Annotated in this window: 14 protein-coding genes and 2 riboswitches; of the genes, 4 read left to right on the top strand and 10 right to left on the bottom strand. The window is 36.4% G+C overall.

Translation table 11 applies throughout. The features are described 5' to 3' along the window. Window positions 1-9: 9 nt before the first annotated feature. Window positions 10-3,408: a methionine synthase gene (gene metH / locus CN288_RS02175; RefSeq protein WP_026589932.1), complete on the bottom strand. Its 3,399-nt coding sequence runs from the start codon at window positions 3,406-3,408 to the stop codon at window positions 10-12. Then, window positions 3,408-5,240: a bifunctional homocysteine S-methyltransferase/methylenetetrahydrofolate reductase gene (locus CN288_RS02170; protein WP_026589931.1), complete on the bottom strand. Its 1,833-nt coding sequence runs from the start codon at window positions 5,238-5,240 to the stop codon at window positions 3,408-3,410. Before CN288_RS02170 ends, metH begins: the two co-directional genes overlap by 1 nt. Before the next feature lie 69 nt (window positions 5,241-5,309). Then, window positions 5,310-5,420, bottom strand: a riboswitch (SAM riboswitch). A gap of 200 nt (window positions 5,421-5,620) precedes the next feature. After that, window positions 5,621-5,733: riboswitch (SAM riboswitch) on the top strand. A 94-nt stretch (window positions 5,734-5,827) separates the two neighbouring features. On the opposite strand from CN288_RS02170, the gene CN288_RS02165 reads away from it, so the two are divergent. The 3 genes from CN288_RS02165 to CN288_RS02150 all read left to right on the top strand — a co-directional run bounded on the left by CN288_RS02165 (window position 5,828) and on the right by CN288_RS02150 (window position 8,938). Next, a complete protein-coding gene (locus CN288_RS02165) occupies window positions 5,828-6,940 on the top strand; it encodes a methionine biosynthesis PLP-dependent protein (RefSeq protein ID WP_026589930.1) in 1,113 nt (370 codons plus the stop codon). Beyond that, window positions 6,937-8,100 (top strand): cystathionine beta-lyase, encoded by a 1,164-nt coding sequence (metC, locus tag CN288_RS02160; protein ID WP_026589929.1) that lies wholly within the window; start codon window positions 6,937-6,939, stop codon window positions 8,098-8,100. The genes CN288_RS02165 and metC overlap by 4 nt, the downstream gene beginning before the upstream one ends. A 547-nt stretch (window positions 8,101-8,647) precedes the next feature. Beyond that, window positions 8,648-8,938 (top strand): ArsR/SmtB family transcription factor, encoded by a 291-nt coding sequence (locus tag CN288_RS02150; protein WP_000894376.1) that lies wholly within the window; start codon window positions 8,648-8,650, stop codon window positions 8,936-8,938. 147 nt (window positions 8,939-9,085) lie between these two features. Here the strand turns inward: CN288_RS02150 and CN288_RS02145 are convergent, their stop codons facing one another. Next, window positions 9,086-10,192, bottom strand: a complete 1,107-nt coding sequence (locus CN288_RS02145) for a class I SAM-dependent methyltransferase (RefSeq protein ID WP_026589928.1) — start codon at window positions 10,190-10,192, stop codon at window positions 9,086-9,088. 14 nt (window positions 10,193-10,206) lie between these two features. Further along, the gene (locus CN288_RS02140) at window positions 10,207-10,836 is read right to left on the bottom strand and encodes an MBL fold metallo-hydrolase (RefSeq protein ID WP_026589927.1); all 630 of its coding nucleotides are present in this window, start codon (window positions 10,834-10,836) and stop codon (window positions 10,207-10,209) included. 169 nt (window positions 10,837-11,005) lie between these two features. On the opposite strand from CN288_RS02140, the gene CN288_RS02135 reads away from it, so the two are divergent. Then, entirely contained in the window at window positions 11,006-11,179 is a 174-nt protein-coding gene (locus CN288_RS02135) for a DUF2759 domain-containing protein (protein ID WP_026589926.1), read from the top strand. Between the two features lie 132 nt (window positions 11,180-11,311). Here CN288_RS02135 and CN288_RS02130 read toward each other — a convergent pair whose 3' ends face one another. The 6 genes from CN288_RS02130 to phoU all read right to left on the bottom strand — a co-directional run bounded on the left by CN288_RS02130 (window position 11,312) and on the right by phoU (window position 16,962). Next, entirely contained in the window at window positions 11,312-12,292 is a 981-nt protein-coding gene (locus CN288_RS02130) for an ROK family glucokinase (RefSeq protein ID WP_026589925.1), read from the bottom strand. A gap of 20 nt (window positions 12,293-12,312) precedes the next feature. After that, window positions 12,313-12,513, bottom strand: coding sequence for a YqgQ family protein (locus tag CN288_RS02125; protein ID WP_016116335.1), 201 nt, complete (start codon window positions 12,511-12,513; stop codon window positions 12,313-12,315). A 101-nt stretch (window positions 12,514-12,614) separates the two neighbouring features. Continuing rightward, on the bottom strand, window positions 12,615-13,193 hold the full coding sequence (locus CN288_RS02120) for a 5-formyltetrahydrofolate cyclo-ligase (RefSeq protein ID WP_026589924.1): 579 nt from the start codon (window positions 13,191-13,193) through the stop codon (window positions 12,615-12,617). A gap of 153 nt (window positions 13,194-13,346) precedes the next feature. Next, a complete protein-coding gene (gene rpmG / locus CN288_RS02115; protein ID WP_001265618.1) occupies window positions 13,347-13,496 on the bottom strand; it encodes a 50S ribosomal protein L33 in 150 nt (49 codons plus the stop codon). A gap of 70 nt (window positions 13,497-13,566) precedes the next feature. Beyond that, window positions 13,567-15,921, bottom strand: a complete 2,355-nt coding sequence (locus CN288_RS02110) for a sugar phosphate nucleotidyltransferase (protein WP_090687505.1) — start codon at window positions 15,919-15,921, stop codon at window positions 13,567-13,569. A gap of 384 nt (window positions 15,922-16,305) precedes the next feature. Next, a complete protein-coding gene (gene phoU, locus CN288_RS02105; RefSeq protein WP_026589922.1) occupies window positions 16,306-16,962 on the bottom strand; it encodes a phosphate signaling complex protein PhoU in 657 nt (218 codons plus the stop codon). Window positions 16,963-17,033: the final 71 nt, after the last annotated feature.

Below are 17,033 nucleotides of genomic sequence, written 5' to 3'. Positions count from 1 at the left end.
CCTTCTACACTATAGTACACTAAAATATCGTGCTTCGGGGTGAGCAAATACCATTGCCGTTACAGATGCTTCAGGTTCCATCATAAATCCTTCTGTTAGTGAGATTCCGATTTCCTCTGGCTGAATTAAACGAAATAGTTTTTCTTGATCAGCAAGTTCTGGACAAGCTGGATAACCAAAAGAAACGCGAATCCCTTGATATTTCGTACGAAATCGTTCTTCCATCGTCATCTCCGGTGAATCCGGAATTCCAAAGCGGTCACGAATCAACATATGTGTTTTTTCAGCAAGTCCCTCTGCTAGTTCCAGCGCTAATGATTGAATAGCGTGACTGCGTAAATAATCCCCCTTCTCTTTCCACTCCTCCGCGATTTCTCGAACACCTTGTCCAACTGTAACAGATAAAAAGGCGACATAATCCATTTCATCACCAATAGGACGTAAATAATCTCCTAATGTACGGTACGGTGCTTTTCCTTGTCTTGGGAATGAAAAACGCTCTAGTACACGTGTATGGTCTTCTGGATCATAAATAATAATAGTTTGTCTGTCACTTTGAGCAGGGAAGAATTGATACACAACTTTTGGCTTTAGCCAGGACTGTCCTTCTTGCAATAACTCATCAATTAAATCGTTTAATTCATGTGCCCTCTTATCACCTTCTTTTAATAACTTTTTCACATTTCCTTTTAAACCAAGATGATGACCAATTAACATTTGTCTATTTAAAAATGGTGCAAGGTGTGAAACTGGAATATCACGAAGTACGACCCGCTTTGTTGAGTCTGGCACCCTGACTTTCGCTCGTGGCAACGGTTCAATACCAACTGGTATCTCCACTTTTTTCTCCTCTTGTTTCACAACATGAATACGGCGATTTTTTTTATCCTGCTTCATTTTTTCTCGTTCTTCTTCTTTTTGTAATCGATTGATAAGGTCAAGCCCTATCATTGCATCGCTTGCATATAACACAAGTCCATTATAAGAAGGTGAAATACGATTATCTGTAAACTTTCTCGTCAATGCTGCACCACCTACAACAATTGGAATATCAATATTTGCCGCTTGTAAATCTTCGGCAGTTGCTACCATTTGTTGTGCCGATTTTACTAATAATCCCGAAAGTCCGATAATATCTGGCTTCTTTTCTTTCACTTCTTGAACAATGCGATCGGAGCGTACATTGATTCCTAAATTAACAATTTCATAGCCGTTATTCGATAAAATAATTTCTACAAGGTTTTTGCCAATATCATGTACGTCTCCTTTTACAGTTGCTAACAATACTTTTCCTTTTTTCGCACTATCACTAGATTCCATATAAGTCTCTAAATATGCAACAGCGGCTTTCATACTTTCAGCACTTTGTAATACTTCAGCAACGATAAGCTCATTGTTATTAAATAAACGACCTACTTCATCCATCCCGGTCATAAGTGGACCGTTAATAAGATCAAGTGGTTTTCTTCCTTCTGTTAGCGCAAGACTTAAATCTTCATGTAAGCCCTGCTTCGTTCCTTCTACAATGTAATTTGCTAATCTTTCATCAAGCGTTAATGTTTCTTGTATAATCACTTCTTTTTTCTTGGCAACTCGGTAAAAATTCGTAAATTCTTCTAGAGTTTCTTTCGTTGTTTCGAATAATAGTGCATCTGCTATTTCCTTTTCCTCATCTGGAATTGATGCATAGCGCTCTAGCTTTTCAGTATTCACGATAGCATAATCAAGCCCAGCCTTTGTTGCATGATATAAAAAGACCGAGTTTAACACCTCACGACCCGCTGGCGGTAAACCAAACGATATATTACTTACTCCTAAAATCGTTAAACATTCTGGCAGCGCTTCTTTAATAAGACGAATTCCTTCTATCGTCGCTGCTGCCGATCCAATATATTCTTCATCACCAGTTCCAACTGGAAAAACGAGTGCATCGAAAATAATATCCGAGGGACGTATACCGTATTTCTTCGTTAATAATTCATAACTTCTTTTTGCGATTTCTAACTTTCTTTCTGCACTAACTGCCATGCCCTCTTCATCAATCGTCCCAACTACAATTGCTGCACCATATTTCCGGAGAAGCGGCGTCACTTTCTCAAAACGCTCCTCTCCGTTTTCTAAATTAATAGAGTTAATAACACCCTTGCCTTGTATATACGTAAGAGCTTTTTCCATAACATTCTCATCCGTTGAATCTACCATAATCGGAACTTTTAATACTTTCGTTGCTTCTGCCAAAAAATTCTCCATATCTTCCACTTCATCACGATCTGGATCTGCCATGCAGATATCAATAATATGAGCATTTTTCTTCACTTGCGCCCTCGCAATTTCAGCAGCCTCTTCAAAACTCCCTTCAGCTACTAATCGTTTAAACTTTCTTGATCCAATAACATTTGTTCTCTCTCCAACAAATAACGGCCTCATAGAATCATCATATTGCAATGCTTCTAAACCACTAATCCCATGCCCCTCCCGCTCATGGTTCTCGCGTGGTTTAAGAGACTCGAGTGAAGATTTAATTGCTCTTATATGATTAGGTGTTGTCCCGCAACAACCGCCAATAATATTAATCCACCCTTCTTCAACAAACTGTTTCACCTTTTCTGCAAGTGAAGTCGGTGACTCATGATAATGTCCATCCTCGTCTGGAAGACCAGCATTTGGATAGCAAGAAATATAACACTCCGAAAGATCCGACAAAGAACGGATATGTTCTCGCATAAATTCCGGGCCTGTAGCACAGTTTAATCCGACAGACAATGGTTTCATATGCTCAACTGATAAATAGAATGCCTCTATCGTTTGTCCCGCTAATGTTGTTCCCATCGGTTCAATGGTTCCTGAAATCATAAGAGGAACAGTATAATTCACTTCTGTAAATGCTTGCTGGATCCCTAAATACGCCGCTTTTACATTACGCATATCTTGACTCGTCTCAACAAGCAACACATCAACGCCGCCCCGCAATAATCCTCGTGCTTGTCTCGTATATGCTTCAATTAATTCATTAAATGTTACACCACCCGTTACACTAATTGCTTTTGTCGTTGGTCCCATCGCACCGGCTACATATACTTCTTTACCACTCTCACTTACAGCTTGCTTTGCTAGCTGGGCTGCTCTTTCATTCAACTCTTCATCTAAATGAGATAACTCGTAATCATGTAATACAATATTTGTAGCACCAAACGTATTTGTTTCAATAATATCCGCACCAGCTTCAATATAAGCTTTATGGATACCTAAAATCACATCTGGCCTTGTTTTTACTAAGTATTCATTACACCCTTCATATTCTTCTCCGCCAAAATCTTCAGCAGTTAAATCCGCCTGCTGAATCATCGTTCCCATCGCACCATCTAATATTAAAATATCATGTTGTAATCTCTCTTCTATCAGTCTCATCAATAGATTCCCTCTTTCATTTCTTGCTTTTCTTTCACATACTTCACAAGATTTTCTGTAATTTCATATTTCAAAAATGGTGTAATGAGATAAATGCCGTTAAAGTATTTCATCGCAGCATCAATTAATTCTTGTGAAATGCGAATTCCTTCTTCAACTGCAGCTCCTTGTGTTTCATGCCCATCCATTCGCTGCCTTACTTCCTCAGGTAGAGTAATACCCGGTACTTCAAAATGAAGAAAATCAGCATTTCGTTTGCTCACTAAAGGCATAATTCCAATAAAAATCGGTTGTTCTAAATGTTTTGTTGCCTCATACACCTCTTCAATTAAAGCTACATCGTAAATAGGCTGTGTTAAAAAATATTCTGCACCCGCTGCGATTTTTCTCTCCATCCGCTTCACCGCTGCTTTTAAATGCCTTACATGTGGATTAAAAGCTCCTCCAACAGAAAATCTTGTCGCAGGACCAATAGATTTCCCTAATATGGATCGGCCATCATTCATTTCTTTAATCATTTTTATTAATTCAATAGAAGACAAATCATATACAGAAGTCGCTCCTGGAAAATCCCCAACTCGCGCCGGATCACCCGTTAAGGCTAGCACTTCTTCCATTCCTAAAGCTGATAAACCAAGTAAATGTGATTGTAAACCAATGACATTATGATCACGACACGTTAAATGCATTAGCACCGGAATATCATGCTTCGTTAATAATGCTCCCATTGCCATATTTGAAATACGCGGAGATGCTAACGAATTATCTGCTAACGTAATCACATCTGCTCCTGCTCTTTTCAATGCCCTTGCTCCCTCAAAAAAACGCTGTGTATCCAATGTTTTTGGAGGGTCCAATTCAACAACCACTGTTGTTTGCTTCTTCGCTTTTTCTGCAAGAGTAACATGAGTGCTAGCACGTTTTGTTTGCATATGAACCACTTGTTGTTTTTGAACAATTTGTTTTTCTGTAACAGGCGTTACATTCGCAATCGCACGCTTCATCCTTTCGATATGTGCTGGTGTTGTGCCACAACACCCTCCGAGCAAACGAATACCTTGTTCAATAAATTTCGGTGTCATCTCTTCAAAATAAGCAGGGCTTCCTTCATATACGTATCGTCCTTCTACATAGTTTGGAAGGCCCGCATTTGGATAAGCTGATAAATAACCATTTTTCGGAATCGATATCATTTTAAAAGCTTCCGTCATATGAAGCGGGCCTAACTGACAATTTAATCCGACTACATTCGCACCGTAATCTAAAAGCTGTTTTAATACTTCATTTACATCATTTCCATTTTGTGTTGTTCCTGCTTCATGAAGCGCCAGCTGTGCAATAATTGGAATATCTGTTTGTTTTCGTAGTACTTTTACGGCATGTAACAATTCAAATTCATCATAAAAGGTTTCTAATAATAATCCATCAACCTTTTCTTCTAATAATGCCCCGGCCTGTTCAAGTAGCATAAACTCTCGTTCCATATCAGTCGTTGTGACGGCTCCGATATGCTTCATACCACCAATCGTCCCTAAAATTGCATTCTTGTCTGTCACAGCCGCTTTTGCAAGTTTGACTGCGGCTTTATTAATTTGGGCGACCCGGTTTTCTAAACCATACATACGCAATTTCGCCTCATTTGCACCATATGTATTTGTTTGAATAAGATCTGCTCCAGCAGCTACATATTGTTTATGAATAGATATAATAAGATCTGGATCAGATAAGTTTAGTTCCTCAAAACTACTTTGCAAACCATGAGAATGTAATAATGTGCCAATTGCACCATCACCAATAACAATTCCTTTCGATAATAAATCTAGAATTTTCACCTATCTCCCTCTTTTCTATCAATATAAAAACCCCTCTTCACCTTGAAGAGGGGGACATCATGAATCCTCCTCTTATCATGCAAAACGAATTGTTTTGCAGGTATTAGCACCGTTTCAAACATTTCGTTTGAAGGTTGCCGGGTTTCACAGGGCCAGTCCCTCCACCGCTCTCAATAAGAGTTTTTCTTTATTATTAATCTATTTTTAAAGGAAATACGTGTACCTTTTAACAATCTTTGTTAATTTTCTAATAAACTTAGCATGGGATAAACTGAAAGTCAATGTAATTAATTAAAAAATAAAAAATATTTAAAATTAAGTTGCAATTCAATTATCTTTTGTTGTAAAGTAAAAAGCATAATAAAATTTCATACAAACTATTCTTATCTAGAGAGGTAGAGGGACTGGCCCTACGACACCTCAGCAACCATTAACACGTTCGTTAATAAGGTGCTAATTCCAGCAAATTGTAAACAAATTTGAAAGATAAGAAGAAGACTATATTCGCATGAAAGCCTTCTTCTTAGAAGGCTTTTTTATTTTTATCCCGCTGATTAATTTTTCACTTTATAAAGGAGGCATTTCACATGTCAACAATCGAAACAAAACTAGCCCAAATTGGAAATCGAAGCGAAACTACAACAGGAACAGTTAACCCACCCGTTTACTTTTCCACCGCTTATCGCCATGAAGGAATTGGAAAATCAACAGGTTTTGATTATTCACGAACAGGAAATCCAACGCGCGGTCTTTTAGAACGCGCAATTGCTGATTTAGAAGAAGGTCAACAAGGCTATGCCTGTAGCTCTGGAATGGCAGCTGTTCTTCTTATTCTTTCCTTATTCCGCTCTGGAGATGAACTTATCATATCAGAAGATTTATATGGAGGAACCTATCGTTTATTTTCGGAACATGAAGAAAAATGGAATATTCGATGTAGATACGTAGATACACAATCTATAAAACAGATAGAAAAAGCTATCTCTTCTCAAACAAAAGCTATTTTCATAGAAACACCAACCAATCCATTAATGCAAGTAACCGACATTGCAGCTGTCGCAGCCGTTGCAAAACAACATGGGGTCCTTTTGATTGTTGATAATACTTTTTATACACCCTACATACAACAACCATTGACGAAAGGCGCAGACATCGTACTTCACAGTGCGACAAAGTATTTAGGTGGTCATAATGATGTACTAAGTGGCCTTGTTGTTGCAAAAGGTCAGGCACTTTGCGAAGAACTTGCCCACTATCATAACGCCTCTGGTGCTGTATTAAGCCCATTTGATTCGTGGTTATTAATTCGTGGTATGAAAACGTTGGCTCTTCGTATGAAACAACATGAAGAAAACGCAAAGAAAATCGTTTCTTATTTAAACGACGAAGAGGGTGTAACCGATGTTTTTTATCCAGGAAGAGGCGGCATGATTTCGTTTCGTCTTCTTGATGAGAAATGGATAAATTCTTTCTTACAATCTTTATCATTAATTACATTTGCAGAAAGTCTTGGCGGGGTTGAAAGTTTAATGACATATCCAGCAACACAAACACATGCAGATATCCCAGAGGAAGTACGTACAGCACGTGGTGTATGTAATCGTCTCCTCCGTTTCTCCGTCGGCATCGAAAACGGAGATGATTTAATTCAAGACTTGAAACAAGCTATTAAACATGTAAAAGAAGGTGTGAGAATATGAGTTATTCATTAGATACACTCTTACTTCATAACCAATATAAACATGATTCACAAACAGGAGCTGTTAACGTTCCTATTTATAATACATCAACATTTCATCAATTTGATGTAGATACCTTTGGAAAATACGACTACAGTCGCTCTGGGAATCCAACTCGTGATGCACTTGAAGACATCATTGCTTTATTAGAAGGGGGAACAAAAGGATTTGCCTTCGCATCTGGAATTGCAGCGATTTCTACTGCTTTTCTACTTCTCTCACAAGGCGATCATGTTCTCATTTCAGAAGATGTATATGGAGGAACGTATCGTATTGTAACAGAGGTCCTCTCTCGTTACGGTGTTTCACATACATTCGTTGACATGACAAATTTAGAGGCAGTCAAACAAAATATTAAACCGAATACAAAAGTATTTTACATTGAAACACCATCCAATCCTTTATTAAAAGTAACTAACATTCGTGCGGTTTGTGAATTAGCGAAATCTGCTGGGGCTCTTACTTTTGTTGATAACACATTTTTAACACCACTATTTCAAAAACCACTTGAACTCGGAGCGGATATTGTACTCCACAGCGCGACAAAGTTTATTGCTGGGCATAGTGATGTTACAGCTGGGTTAGCAGTTGTTAAAGATGAAGAACTCGCTAAAAAACTGGGCTTCTTGCAAAATGCATTTGGTGCTATATTAGGACCACAAGATTGCTCTCTCGTTCTTCGTGGTTTGAAAACATTACACGTACGTCTTGAACACTCAGCAACAAATGCCAATAAAATTGCTCATTACTTACAAAAGCACTCAAAAATTCAGAATGTGTATTATCCTGGATTAGAATCACACCTAGGCTATGACATACAACAGTCACAAGCACAATCTGCCGGTGCTGTTTTATCTTTCACGCTGCAATCTGAAGATGCTTTGCGACAATTCTTATCCCAAGTCAAACTGCCTGTATTTGCAGTAAGTTTAGGAGCTGTAGAATCCATCCTCTCCTATCCCGCAAAAATGTCACATGCCGCATTATCACAAAAAGCACGTGATGAAAGAGGTATTTCTAATTCATTGCTCCGTTTATCAGTTGGCCTTGAAAATATAGATGATTTAATTGCCGATTTTGACAACGCTCTTTCTTATGTAGAAGAACCTGTGAATGCATAAGAAATTTTTATTCAAACAGTTTTCATTCAACATTGAAATAAAGAAAAGGATAGATCAAGCATATCACAGCCACTTGGTCTATCCTTTTATATTTATTATTATGATACCAATGATTTACAAATTAAGATAATACACCATTCATATATCATCACCACTTATCGTTTTAAGTAAACCTCTAGGGAAATGAAAATGTTTTTTTAAACTATGTTATTCTATACCTTCATTTCATCCAGAATTACATTCTATAAAAACATACAAAATCCTTTTTCTTATTATTTTAAAAATTTTGTATATTCATTTGAAAGAACAAAAAATTCATGATAAAATCGTGTTATAAATGTATCTGTATCTTCAAACATATTGTGATTTTCAACAAAAAACATCGTGTTACAAAACGTACAAATTTAGCAAAGTTATTTACACCCTGGTCTCTTTTCTTACAATTTCTTTACTGTAGAACATTTTTTTTGCAACAACTATTTTCTTTTCTTTAGATTTTTGGTATGTATAGTATGGGTATAACAGCTCGCATGGAGGTGGAAAAAACATGTTAGAAACCTTTCAAAAGGAATTGGAACTATACGAAAATAATGCAGAATTATTGAAGGTTCTTGCTCATCCTGTTCGTTTATGTATTGTAAAAGGATTAATCGAACGCGGTCCGAGCAATGTTTCGACAATGTACACAGGCTTAAATATGCCACAATCCACAATTTCACAGCATTTAGCAAAATTAAAAAGTGCTAAAATTGTTTCTAGTGAAAGAAAAGGATTGGAAATTTACTACAAAGTAGAGAATGAAACAATCATTCAACTTGTTCGTGTATTACTAGGTTAGAGGTAACCAAACAAAAAGGGCGTATTCTATATTTTCTATCTCATATCTTTAATATAAATATATATCATGAGAGAAAATATACAATACTACATATCCTAAAGTCGTATCAAAAAACAAGACGCAGAATAATTCTGTGTCTTGTTTTTTCTATATATGTAAGTACTGCTTTAAATCAAAATGTGACATTCCTTTTTTTTGTATAACAACATCAAAAGCATCACTCATCCCTCCATGTAAAATCATTGAACGAATCGCCCGATTTTGCTTCTGTTTCTCAGAAAAAGGGTCGGAATCTTGATGAATAGCAAGTTGTTCTAATATACCTGCCGCAAGTAAAAACTCCCTTTGTTTCGTATGCCACACTGTATGCAGAGCACTCTCTTCTCCTATTTCTTTCAATTCATCCCAATGAATATGTGCTGTTATATCCATTTCTCCTGGATACTTCAAAGGATTTCGAATGAGCCTATGGTTATAATACCCCCTTATACTCCCTTCATGGTGAGCAGGATGCATCCACTCCGCCTTCGTATATCCATAATCAACTGTGATAAATAAGCCTTCCTCGAACCATTTTGCAACTTCTTGCAAATAAGTTTCCATTGCTATTGGTACCTCAAATCGCTGCCTATCAGAAAGTTGAATATGACGCCTTTGAAGGTAACTACTTACTCTTTCTTCTATCGGCCTTAATACTTCTGTAAGTTTTCCTTCATCTGTATACGTTATTCGTACTTCATACAAAATACTATCTCGCTTCTCAACTACTTCAACAGGAAATGCATCAAACAATTCATTTGAAAAAACAACTCCTGTAAAAGACTCACCTAACTCCTCATAGGATTTGTACTGCGAAACATTTGAAAATGAATCAAGTTGATGTTTTTGTACTTTTCTATGGAAAGAACTTACTTCAACGATAGAATACCGTAACTCTATAAAAGTCTCTGGAGAGAGGTGTTTCCATTCTTGTAAAACAGCATAAGCAAATCTTCCTGTTCCTCCACCAATTTCACAAATATTTGGAGGGATTTCTCCATTTTCAACAAGACGGATAAAAAAACGTGCAAATGTCTTTGCAAATACAGAAGAAATATTACTACTTGTAAAAAAGTCACCATTCCTTCCGATTTTCTCACGTTCTTTCATATAATATCCGCAATCTTCATCATATAGTGCAAGGTTCATATATGTACTATATGAAATCGAATAATCCTTTTCTTTTTCCATCCATTTTCTTAAAACGAACTCCATCCCCGTATAGCTCCTTATTGTAAAAATGGATTATTTTCTTTTTCGAAACCGATATTTGTTTCTGGTCCATGTCCACATAATACCGCTGTATCATCTGGCAGTACAAATAATTTTTCTTCAATGCTCCCAATTAATTCTGCAAAACTTCCACCTGGTAAATCTGTTCGACCAATACTCATTTGGAATAGTACATCTCCTGAAAATATAGCATTTGCCTCTTTACAATAATATGAAATACTACCCGGAGAATGCCCTGGCGTCTCAAACATTTCAAATGTAAAAGATCCAATTGTTAAAGTTCCTTCTCCTTTAATGATTTGATCAGCAGGTTTTGCTGTAATGCTTCGATTCATCATAAAAATTTGTGAACCATTGACAGTCGCATCTCCTAACCAATCTGCTTCCTCTTTATGTACATATACCGGGATATGAAAAGCCTCCCTCACTTCATCGACTGCACCAATATGATCAAAATGAGCATGCGTTAATAAAACTGCAAGCGGCTTTAATTGTTCTTCTTGTAAATACGTTACAAGCTTCTCTCCTTCACTACCTGGATCAAAAATAATACACTCTTTTTGATCATTGATTAAAATATAGGCATTTGTTTGTAATGGTCCTAACGGCATTTGTATCCATTTCATTTTTAAATCTCCTCCAGTTGTTAAACTTACTTTTATGATACAACATTTCTTCCCCTCAGGAAAAGAAACGGTGCTATCTCGACAATCATTTCTAAAACATGTACAATAAAAAAGAACAAATATTTCAAAAACTCAAACGAAAGAATGAGAGAGCAGAGGGGGATCATATATGGGTCTTGTTATTATTTTTGCGCTAGTCACTCTGTTAGCTGTATTCGCCACCCTTAGAACGTTACGTGAAAAAAATCTACTTGCAGGCGGCTTCGCTGTTGCAACTGTACTTGTTTTCGGATGGTTTACGTTTATGACTGTCCTTAATAGCGGATACCCACCAGCTCATTAATTCACTTACAGTTCTATTCTCCATCAAGATTTTGCATAAAAAGAGGAAGGGACTCCCCCTTCCTCTTCTCATTATCATATAAACATCAGTAGCCTCATCTTAATTTTCATTCAGCCTCACTGATTCTATTCTTTATTTCATAACTTCATATTTATACTTCTTCACAAGCCAAGCTCCGCCGATTACACCAGCATCATTACCAAGCCTTGCGATCGCTAACTTCGTGCTCTTAGCAGCACGTGAAAATGCATACTGTTTAAAATAGCGCTGAATTGGTTGTAACAATGCATCACCAGCTTTAGATACACCGCCGCCAATTACAATCTTTTCTGGATTTAGCGTACTAGAAAGATTCGCTACAGCTAATCCTAAATAAGAAGCTACTTTTTCTACAACTTGTTCCGCTAAAGCATCACCTTTTCCAAGTGCTTCAAATACATCTTTAGATGTAATACGTCCCTCTTCTTCTAACATTGAACGAAGTACACTTGGTTCATCTGTATTTTGTAATTTTTGCATAGCAACACGTACGATACCTGTTGCTGAAGCCACTGTTTCTAAACATCCAGATTTTCCACAGTTACAAGGAAATGCATTTTCTGTTACGACTGTAATATGTCCGATCTCACCAGCAGCACCACTTACACCGTGCACAATTTCACCGTTTGCAATTACACCGCCGCCAACGCCAGTTCCAAGTGTCATACAAACAAGATCTTTCGCTCCCTCACCGGCACCTTTCCACATTTCACCAAGCGCTGCTAAATTTGCATCATTATCAACTACAACAGGTAAGCCTGTTTCTACTTCTAATAAATCTTTTAATGGATAGTTTTTCCAACCTAAATTAACTGCTTCATAAATCATACCAGAAGCGACATGCACTGGCCCAGGCGCACCCATACCAATACCAATTAACTTGCTCTTTAATTCTTCTAATTCTTCTAACTTTTTATCAATTGCTTTCGCTACATCTAATGTAATATGTTTGCCTTGCTCACTTGTATTCGTTGGGATTTCCCACTTATGTAAAATTTCACCGTACACATTAATAAATGCTAATTTAATCGTTGTCCCACCAAGGTCAACACCAACTAACCACTTTTCTTCCATATTTGCTAACCTACCTTTATCTAATTCTTGCTCATTTCTTTTTGAATCTCTTGCTTCAATAAAAATAAAGCTGTTTGATAGTCTTTTGGCTCAATCAGCTGTGATTGATTTAATTCCCGCAACTCATCTTGCATTAATTGTAAATCAGCGATTCGATCACCTGTGTAAATGATTGTTCCAAATTTTTTTAGCAATTGCTGAATATCATAAATTGATATCATTTTATCACCCTCTATGCCCACTTATTATGGAAATATAATAAGAAAACGTTCACATATTTTATTATAATCAACAAGAAAAAGCCTCGTCAATTTTTATTTGTCTATACAAGTTCATTTTGAACAATTGTTTCTTTTTCTGTAATAATTTTTTGTACATTTTGATCAAATGGCTCTGTTGGAATATAACTTACAAGTTGAAAATCAAAAGCTAATGATAGCGTTTTCCCTTCATACTGCAACAAATAGCGATCATAATAACCACCGCCGTATCCAATACGTTCTCCTCGTCTTGTATATGCAACTCCAGGTACAAAAAGAAGATCAATTTCATTTGCTTCTGATTCTACTGTTAGCGCAGGAATGGGTTCACGCAAGTTCATATACACTGTTTCTAATTGATCAAAATTTGTTATTTGACGAAAGATCATTGTTCTTGTCTCTCGATTACACTTTGGAACAACGACTTTTTTTCCTTCTCGCCATGCTTGTTCGATAATTACATATGTATTAACCTCATGTTCCATCGAAAGAGTAATTCCGATTGTTTTCGCTTCTCTCCACTCTTTTTGTTTATATAAAGAAAATACGATTTGTTCTGATAAAGTTTTGTGCTGTTCTTTCGATAAAGAATTCATTTTTTCTACTATTTTCTTACGTAAACGTACCTTCTCCTCTTTCACACGCTCTTCCCCCTATAAAGTAATCCTTACTCGTTTTTAAATTATCGCAAAATGAATTACGTTCTTGTGAACAGTTTATCATTTTTTTCGTGTATCATCACTTTTCTATAAGAGCTGCCAAAAAAAAGAAACAGTAGGAAATATTCCTACTGCTTACTTTGTTTCACGGTGTAACGTAGACTTCTTGTCACGCTTGCAATACTTTTTAAGCTCAAGGCGCTCCGTGTTGTTACGTTTATTTTTCTTTGAGATATAGTTACGATCTCCGCATTCTGTACATGCTAGAGTAATATTCACACGCATTCTTATTTCCCTCCAGTCACTAATAACTTAAATCAGACTATACTATAATACCACTTTTAAAACAAAAATTCTACACCTTTTGATATTGTCTAATCTTTTCTATAAGAGTTTTCATATTTTCCTTTGCTATTACTGGATTTCTCGCATGTGAATATACAAGAAATTTGGGATGTTTTGCATCAGAAACAATATAAGACCACTCTTTTTCCGTATATTTAAATTGAATTCCCTCTAATACTTCGACCTCCCTTTTTTCCATATCTTGCAATAACATTCCCATTACTTTCCCTTTTTCTTTCCACGAACAAACAACTTCATCACATAATAAGTAAAGGGGTGGCGATTGCTCTAACATCGTCAACAATGTATTTCCTTGACGAGCAATTAGTTCAAATAATTTTCCAATTCGATATAAACTATCTTGCTGCCATCTCATCTGAGATTCACTTTGTTCACCATACATATAAAAAAGAAGATAGCACTCTCCTAATTTTAATGATAATGGATAAACACTTTCTGTTGTCTCAAGTAATAAATCAGGTACGTCGATTTCTTCACAATTCACACTTTGGTAAATCCCACCATGATTGTCGTATAATTCAAAATTATTCCCTTGTTCATAAAACATAAGAGCCATATGAGCCCTACTTGATTTCATTAACAATTTAACATGTTCTTTTTTTTCACTAGCATGAACCCATGTAATTGTACAACCTAGCTTTTGCAAGAAGGATATAAGTAGGGACTGAAACATTTCATCTCTTTTATTAATAAGAAGGTGAAATGTTTGCTTCTGTATCGTTTCGATATCTAAAGACGCTAAAACAGATTCAACATATTTTTCTAAACAAATATGTACCGTTTCATTTCGTCCTATTTCTTTATCATACACGTAATGAAATGCTTCTGACGTATACAAGTGTTCCAATTCTTTTTGTTGTTTATACGATAGCCGTATACCTTCTTTACCATAGAGTTGAATGACAATTCCTTCTTCTTGTTCAAAGTGAATAAAAACGCCTCCGGTACACCCGAACTCATGAATTGCATATCGAAAAGCCGAATCGTTCATCTCTTGACATTCCATCGTATACAAGCCAACCCCATGAATTGCATGTAGAAATAACTTTTTAAAAATATCAATTTCTACATCCCTATATCCTCCAACTAATATGCGCTCCCCTTTCGAAAAAAGAGAACCATATGCCATTGCTACTTTTACAACAAATTGAGGTGTCATTTCTATATTCCCTCTGCCGACCACCCTACTTTTTTGTAACCAACCTGATGTTTTTTCATTTTCAGTGATTCCTGACGAAGCAATAATCGAGTGACTATCAATAACTTTACCCGGCCATAGTTTTCCATTTTGTTGTATCACTGTATTTTTTCCAATCTGACAATGATCTGCTACCACACTTTTCTCAAATAAAGTAACATCATCTTTGATCATTGTGTTTTCTCCAACGGTAGCCTCTAATAGCTCACAACGTTTTCCTACATGTGTATGAGCAAGAATAATACTTTTTTGAAGATTCGCGCGGTCCGATATAGTGCATTGCTTACCGATAATTGAATAAGGATCAATGATCACCCCTGCCCCAATAGTTGCCCCTTCTCCGATAAAAGACGGTCCTTGTATTTTTGTTCCCTTTTCAATCGTTACTCCTTCTCCCATCCAAACCATCGGTAGTACTTCCGTATAAGAAATCGGTACCCGTACTTTCTTTGTAAGTAAGTCAAACTGAGCCTGCCGATATTGATCTAACGTACCAATATCTAACCAATAACCTTCCGCTTCATATCCAAAAAGCACTTTTTTATTTTCTAACTGTGGAAATACATGCTGACTAAAGTCAAAAAATTGTGCTGATGAAATATAAGAAAAAATTCCGGGGTCCATAATATAAATTCCTGTATTTACAATATTGGAAATCACTTCATTCCAACTTGGCTTTTCCATGTAACGCATAATTTCATGCTCTCTATTCATAACAACTGAACCAAATGACAGTGGGTTTTCCACTTCCTTCACGAACATCGTAACTAGTCTACCCCTACACTTATGAAATTCAATTCCTTTCGACAAGTTAAAATCTGTCAATGCATCTCCACTAATTACAACAAATGGCTCATCTAAAAACGATTCTGCTTGCTTAATACTCCCTGCTGTACCAAGTGGTGGTGAATCTTCGAAGTAGTGTAACTTTACTCCCCATTTACTCCCATCACCAAAATATCTCTTAATAGCCGCACCCATATATTGAACTGTAATTGCAATCTCATGAATACCATGCCGCCTTAGTAACTCAATATTATATTCCATAACTGGTTTTTCAAGTAATGGTAACATCGGCTTTGGAAGATTGCATGTTAACGGCCTAAGACGCTTTCCTTTCCCTCCAGCTAAAATAACCCCCTTCATATACATTCATCCTCCACTTTTATAATGTTGAACGATCTTGTATACCATATGTATGTCACTTATGTAGAAATTAACCTTTTCTCTTATCAAATTAATAGTAAGCGCTTACTTATTAATTTAATAAGAGAAAATCATAAAGCGAAACTTCAATCAATTCTCCTCCTTCACTAATTATTCATCTTCACAAATCGGGCTTTACTAAGTAGTAAGAATTTTACTCTCCTATAACAGCCAAATAAACAAATACCACCTATATTGTTTCATTTTTCCATATCGCATTATGATACATCTTATCATCATAAATAAAACAAGACAACGAGCCTTTTTTGTCATGTTTTGACTAAAAAAGCAAGCGATATCTCATCACTTGCTGATATTTTCTTCCTATTCATTTAACAAATAATGTTTCCCTTTCACCAAATAAAAAACATTCTCGGCAATATTTGTAATGTGATCTGCTACACGCTCAATGTAACGTGCAATAAAAGATAATTGTGTAATTTGCGTAATCGCCTCAGGATGTTCAGGGATAGAGGAAATAAATTCTCGAATCGCTCTCCCGTATATTTCATCAACAGAATCGTCCAATTCCGCAATTTGTTTTGCAAAGGTTAAATTTTCTTCTTGATATGCTTCTAACGATAAATTTAACATATCCGTAGCAATCGTAAACATCTGTTCTAGATTGTGCAAACTGACAGATACATCTTTTTCTCCGAGCCGAATTGTTGATTTAGCAATATTTACGGCATGATCTGCAATACGCTCTAAATCCGTCGCTGTTTTAATCGAAACAAAAATTCTTCGCAAATCGCTTGCAACAGGTTGCTGCTTTGTAATTAACATAAGTGCTAGGTCATTAATTTCTTCTTCTAAATTATCCATGCGATAATCACCATCAATGACTTCCAACGCCGTTTCTACATCTCTCTTCTGAAGCCCTTCCATAGAACGAGAAAGAGCTTCTCCTGCCAATTCTCCAAGTTCAATTACCTTTTGCTGCAATGTTTGTAGATCATAATGAAATTGCTCCCTTACCATGTTTCTTCCCCCTTTATTTATTACATACATAAAAAATGATAAATGCCCCTTTTAAGAGGGGCATTTACTCT

This window comes from Bacillus sp. AFS023182 (assembly GCF_002560575.1).
GTDB lineage: Bacteria > Bacillota > Bacilli > Bacillales > Bacillaceae_G > Bacillus_A > Bacillus_A arachidis.
The sequence above is the reverse complement of the archived record's forward strand: the minus strand, read 5'-3'. Positions and strand labels throughout refer to the sequence as shown.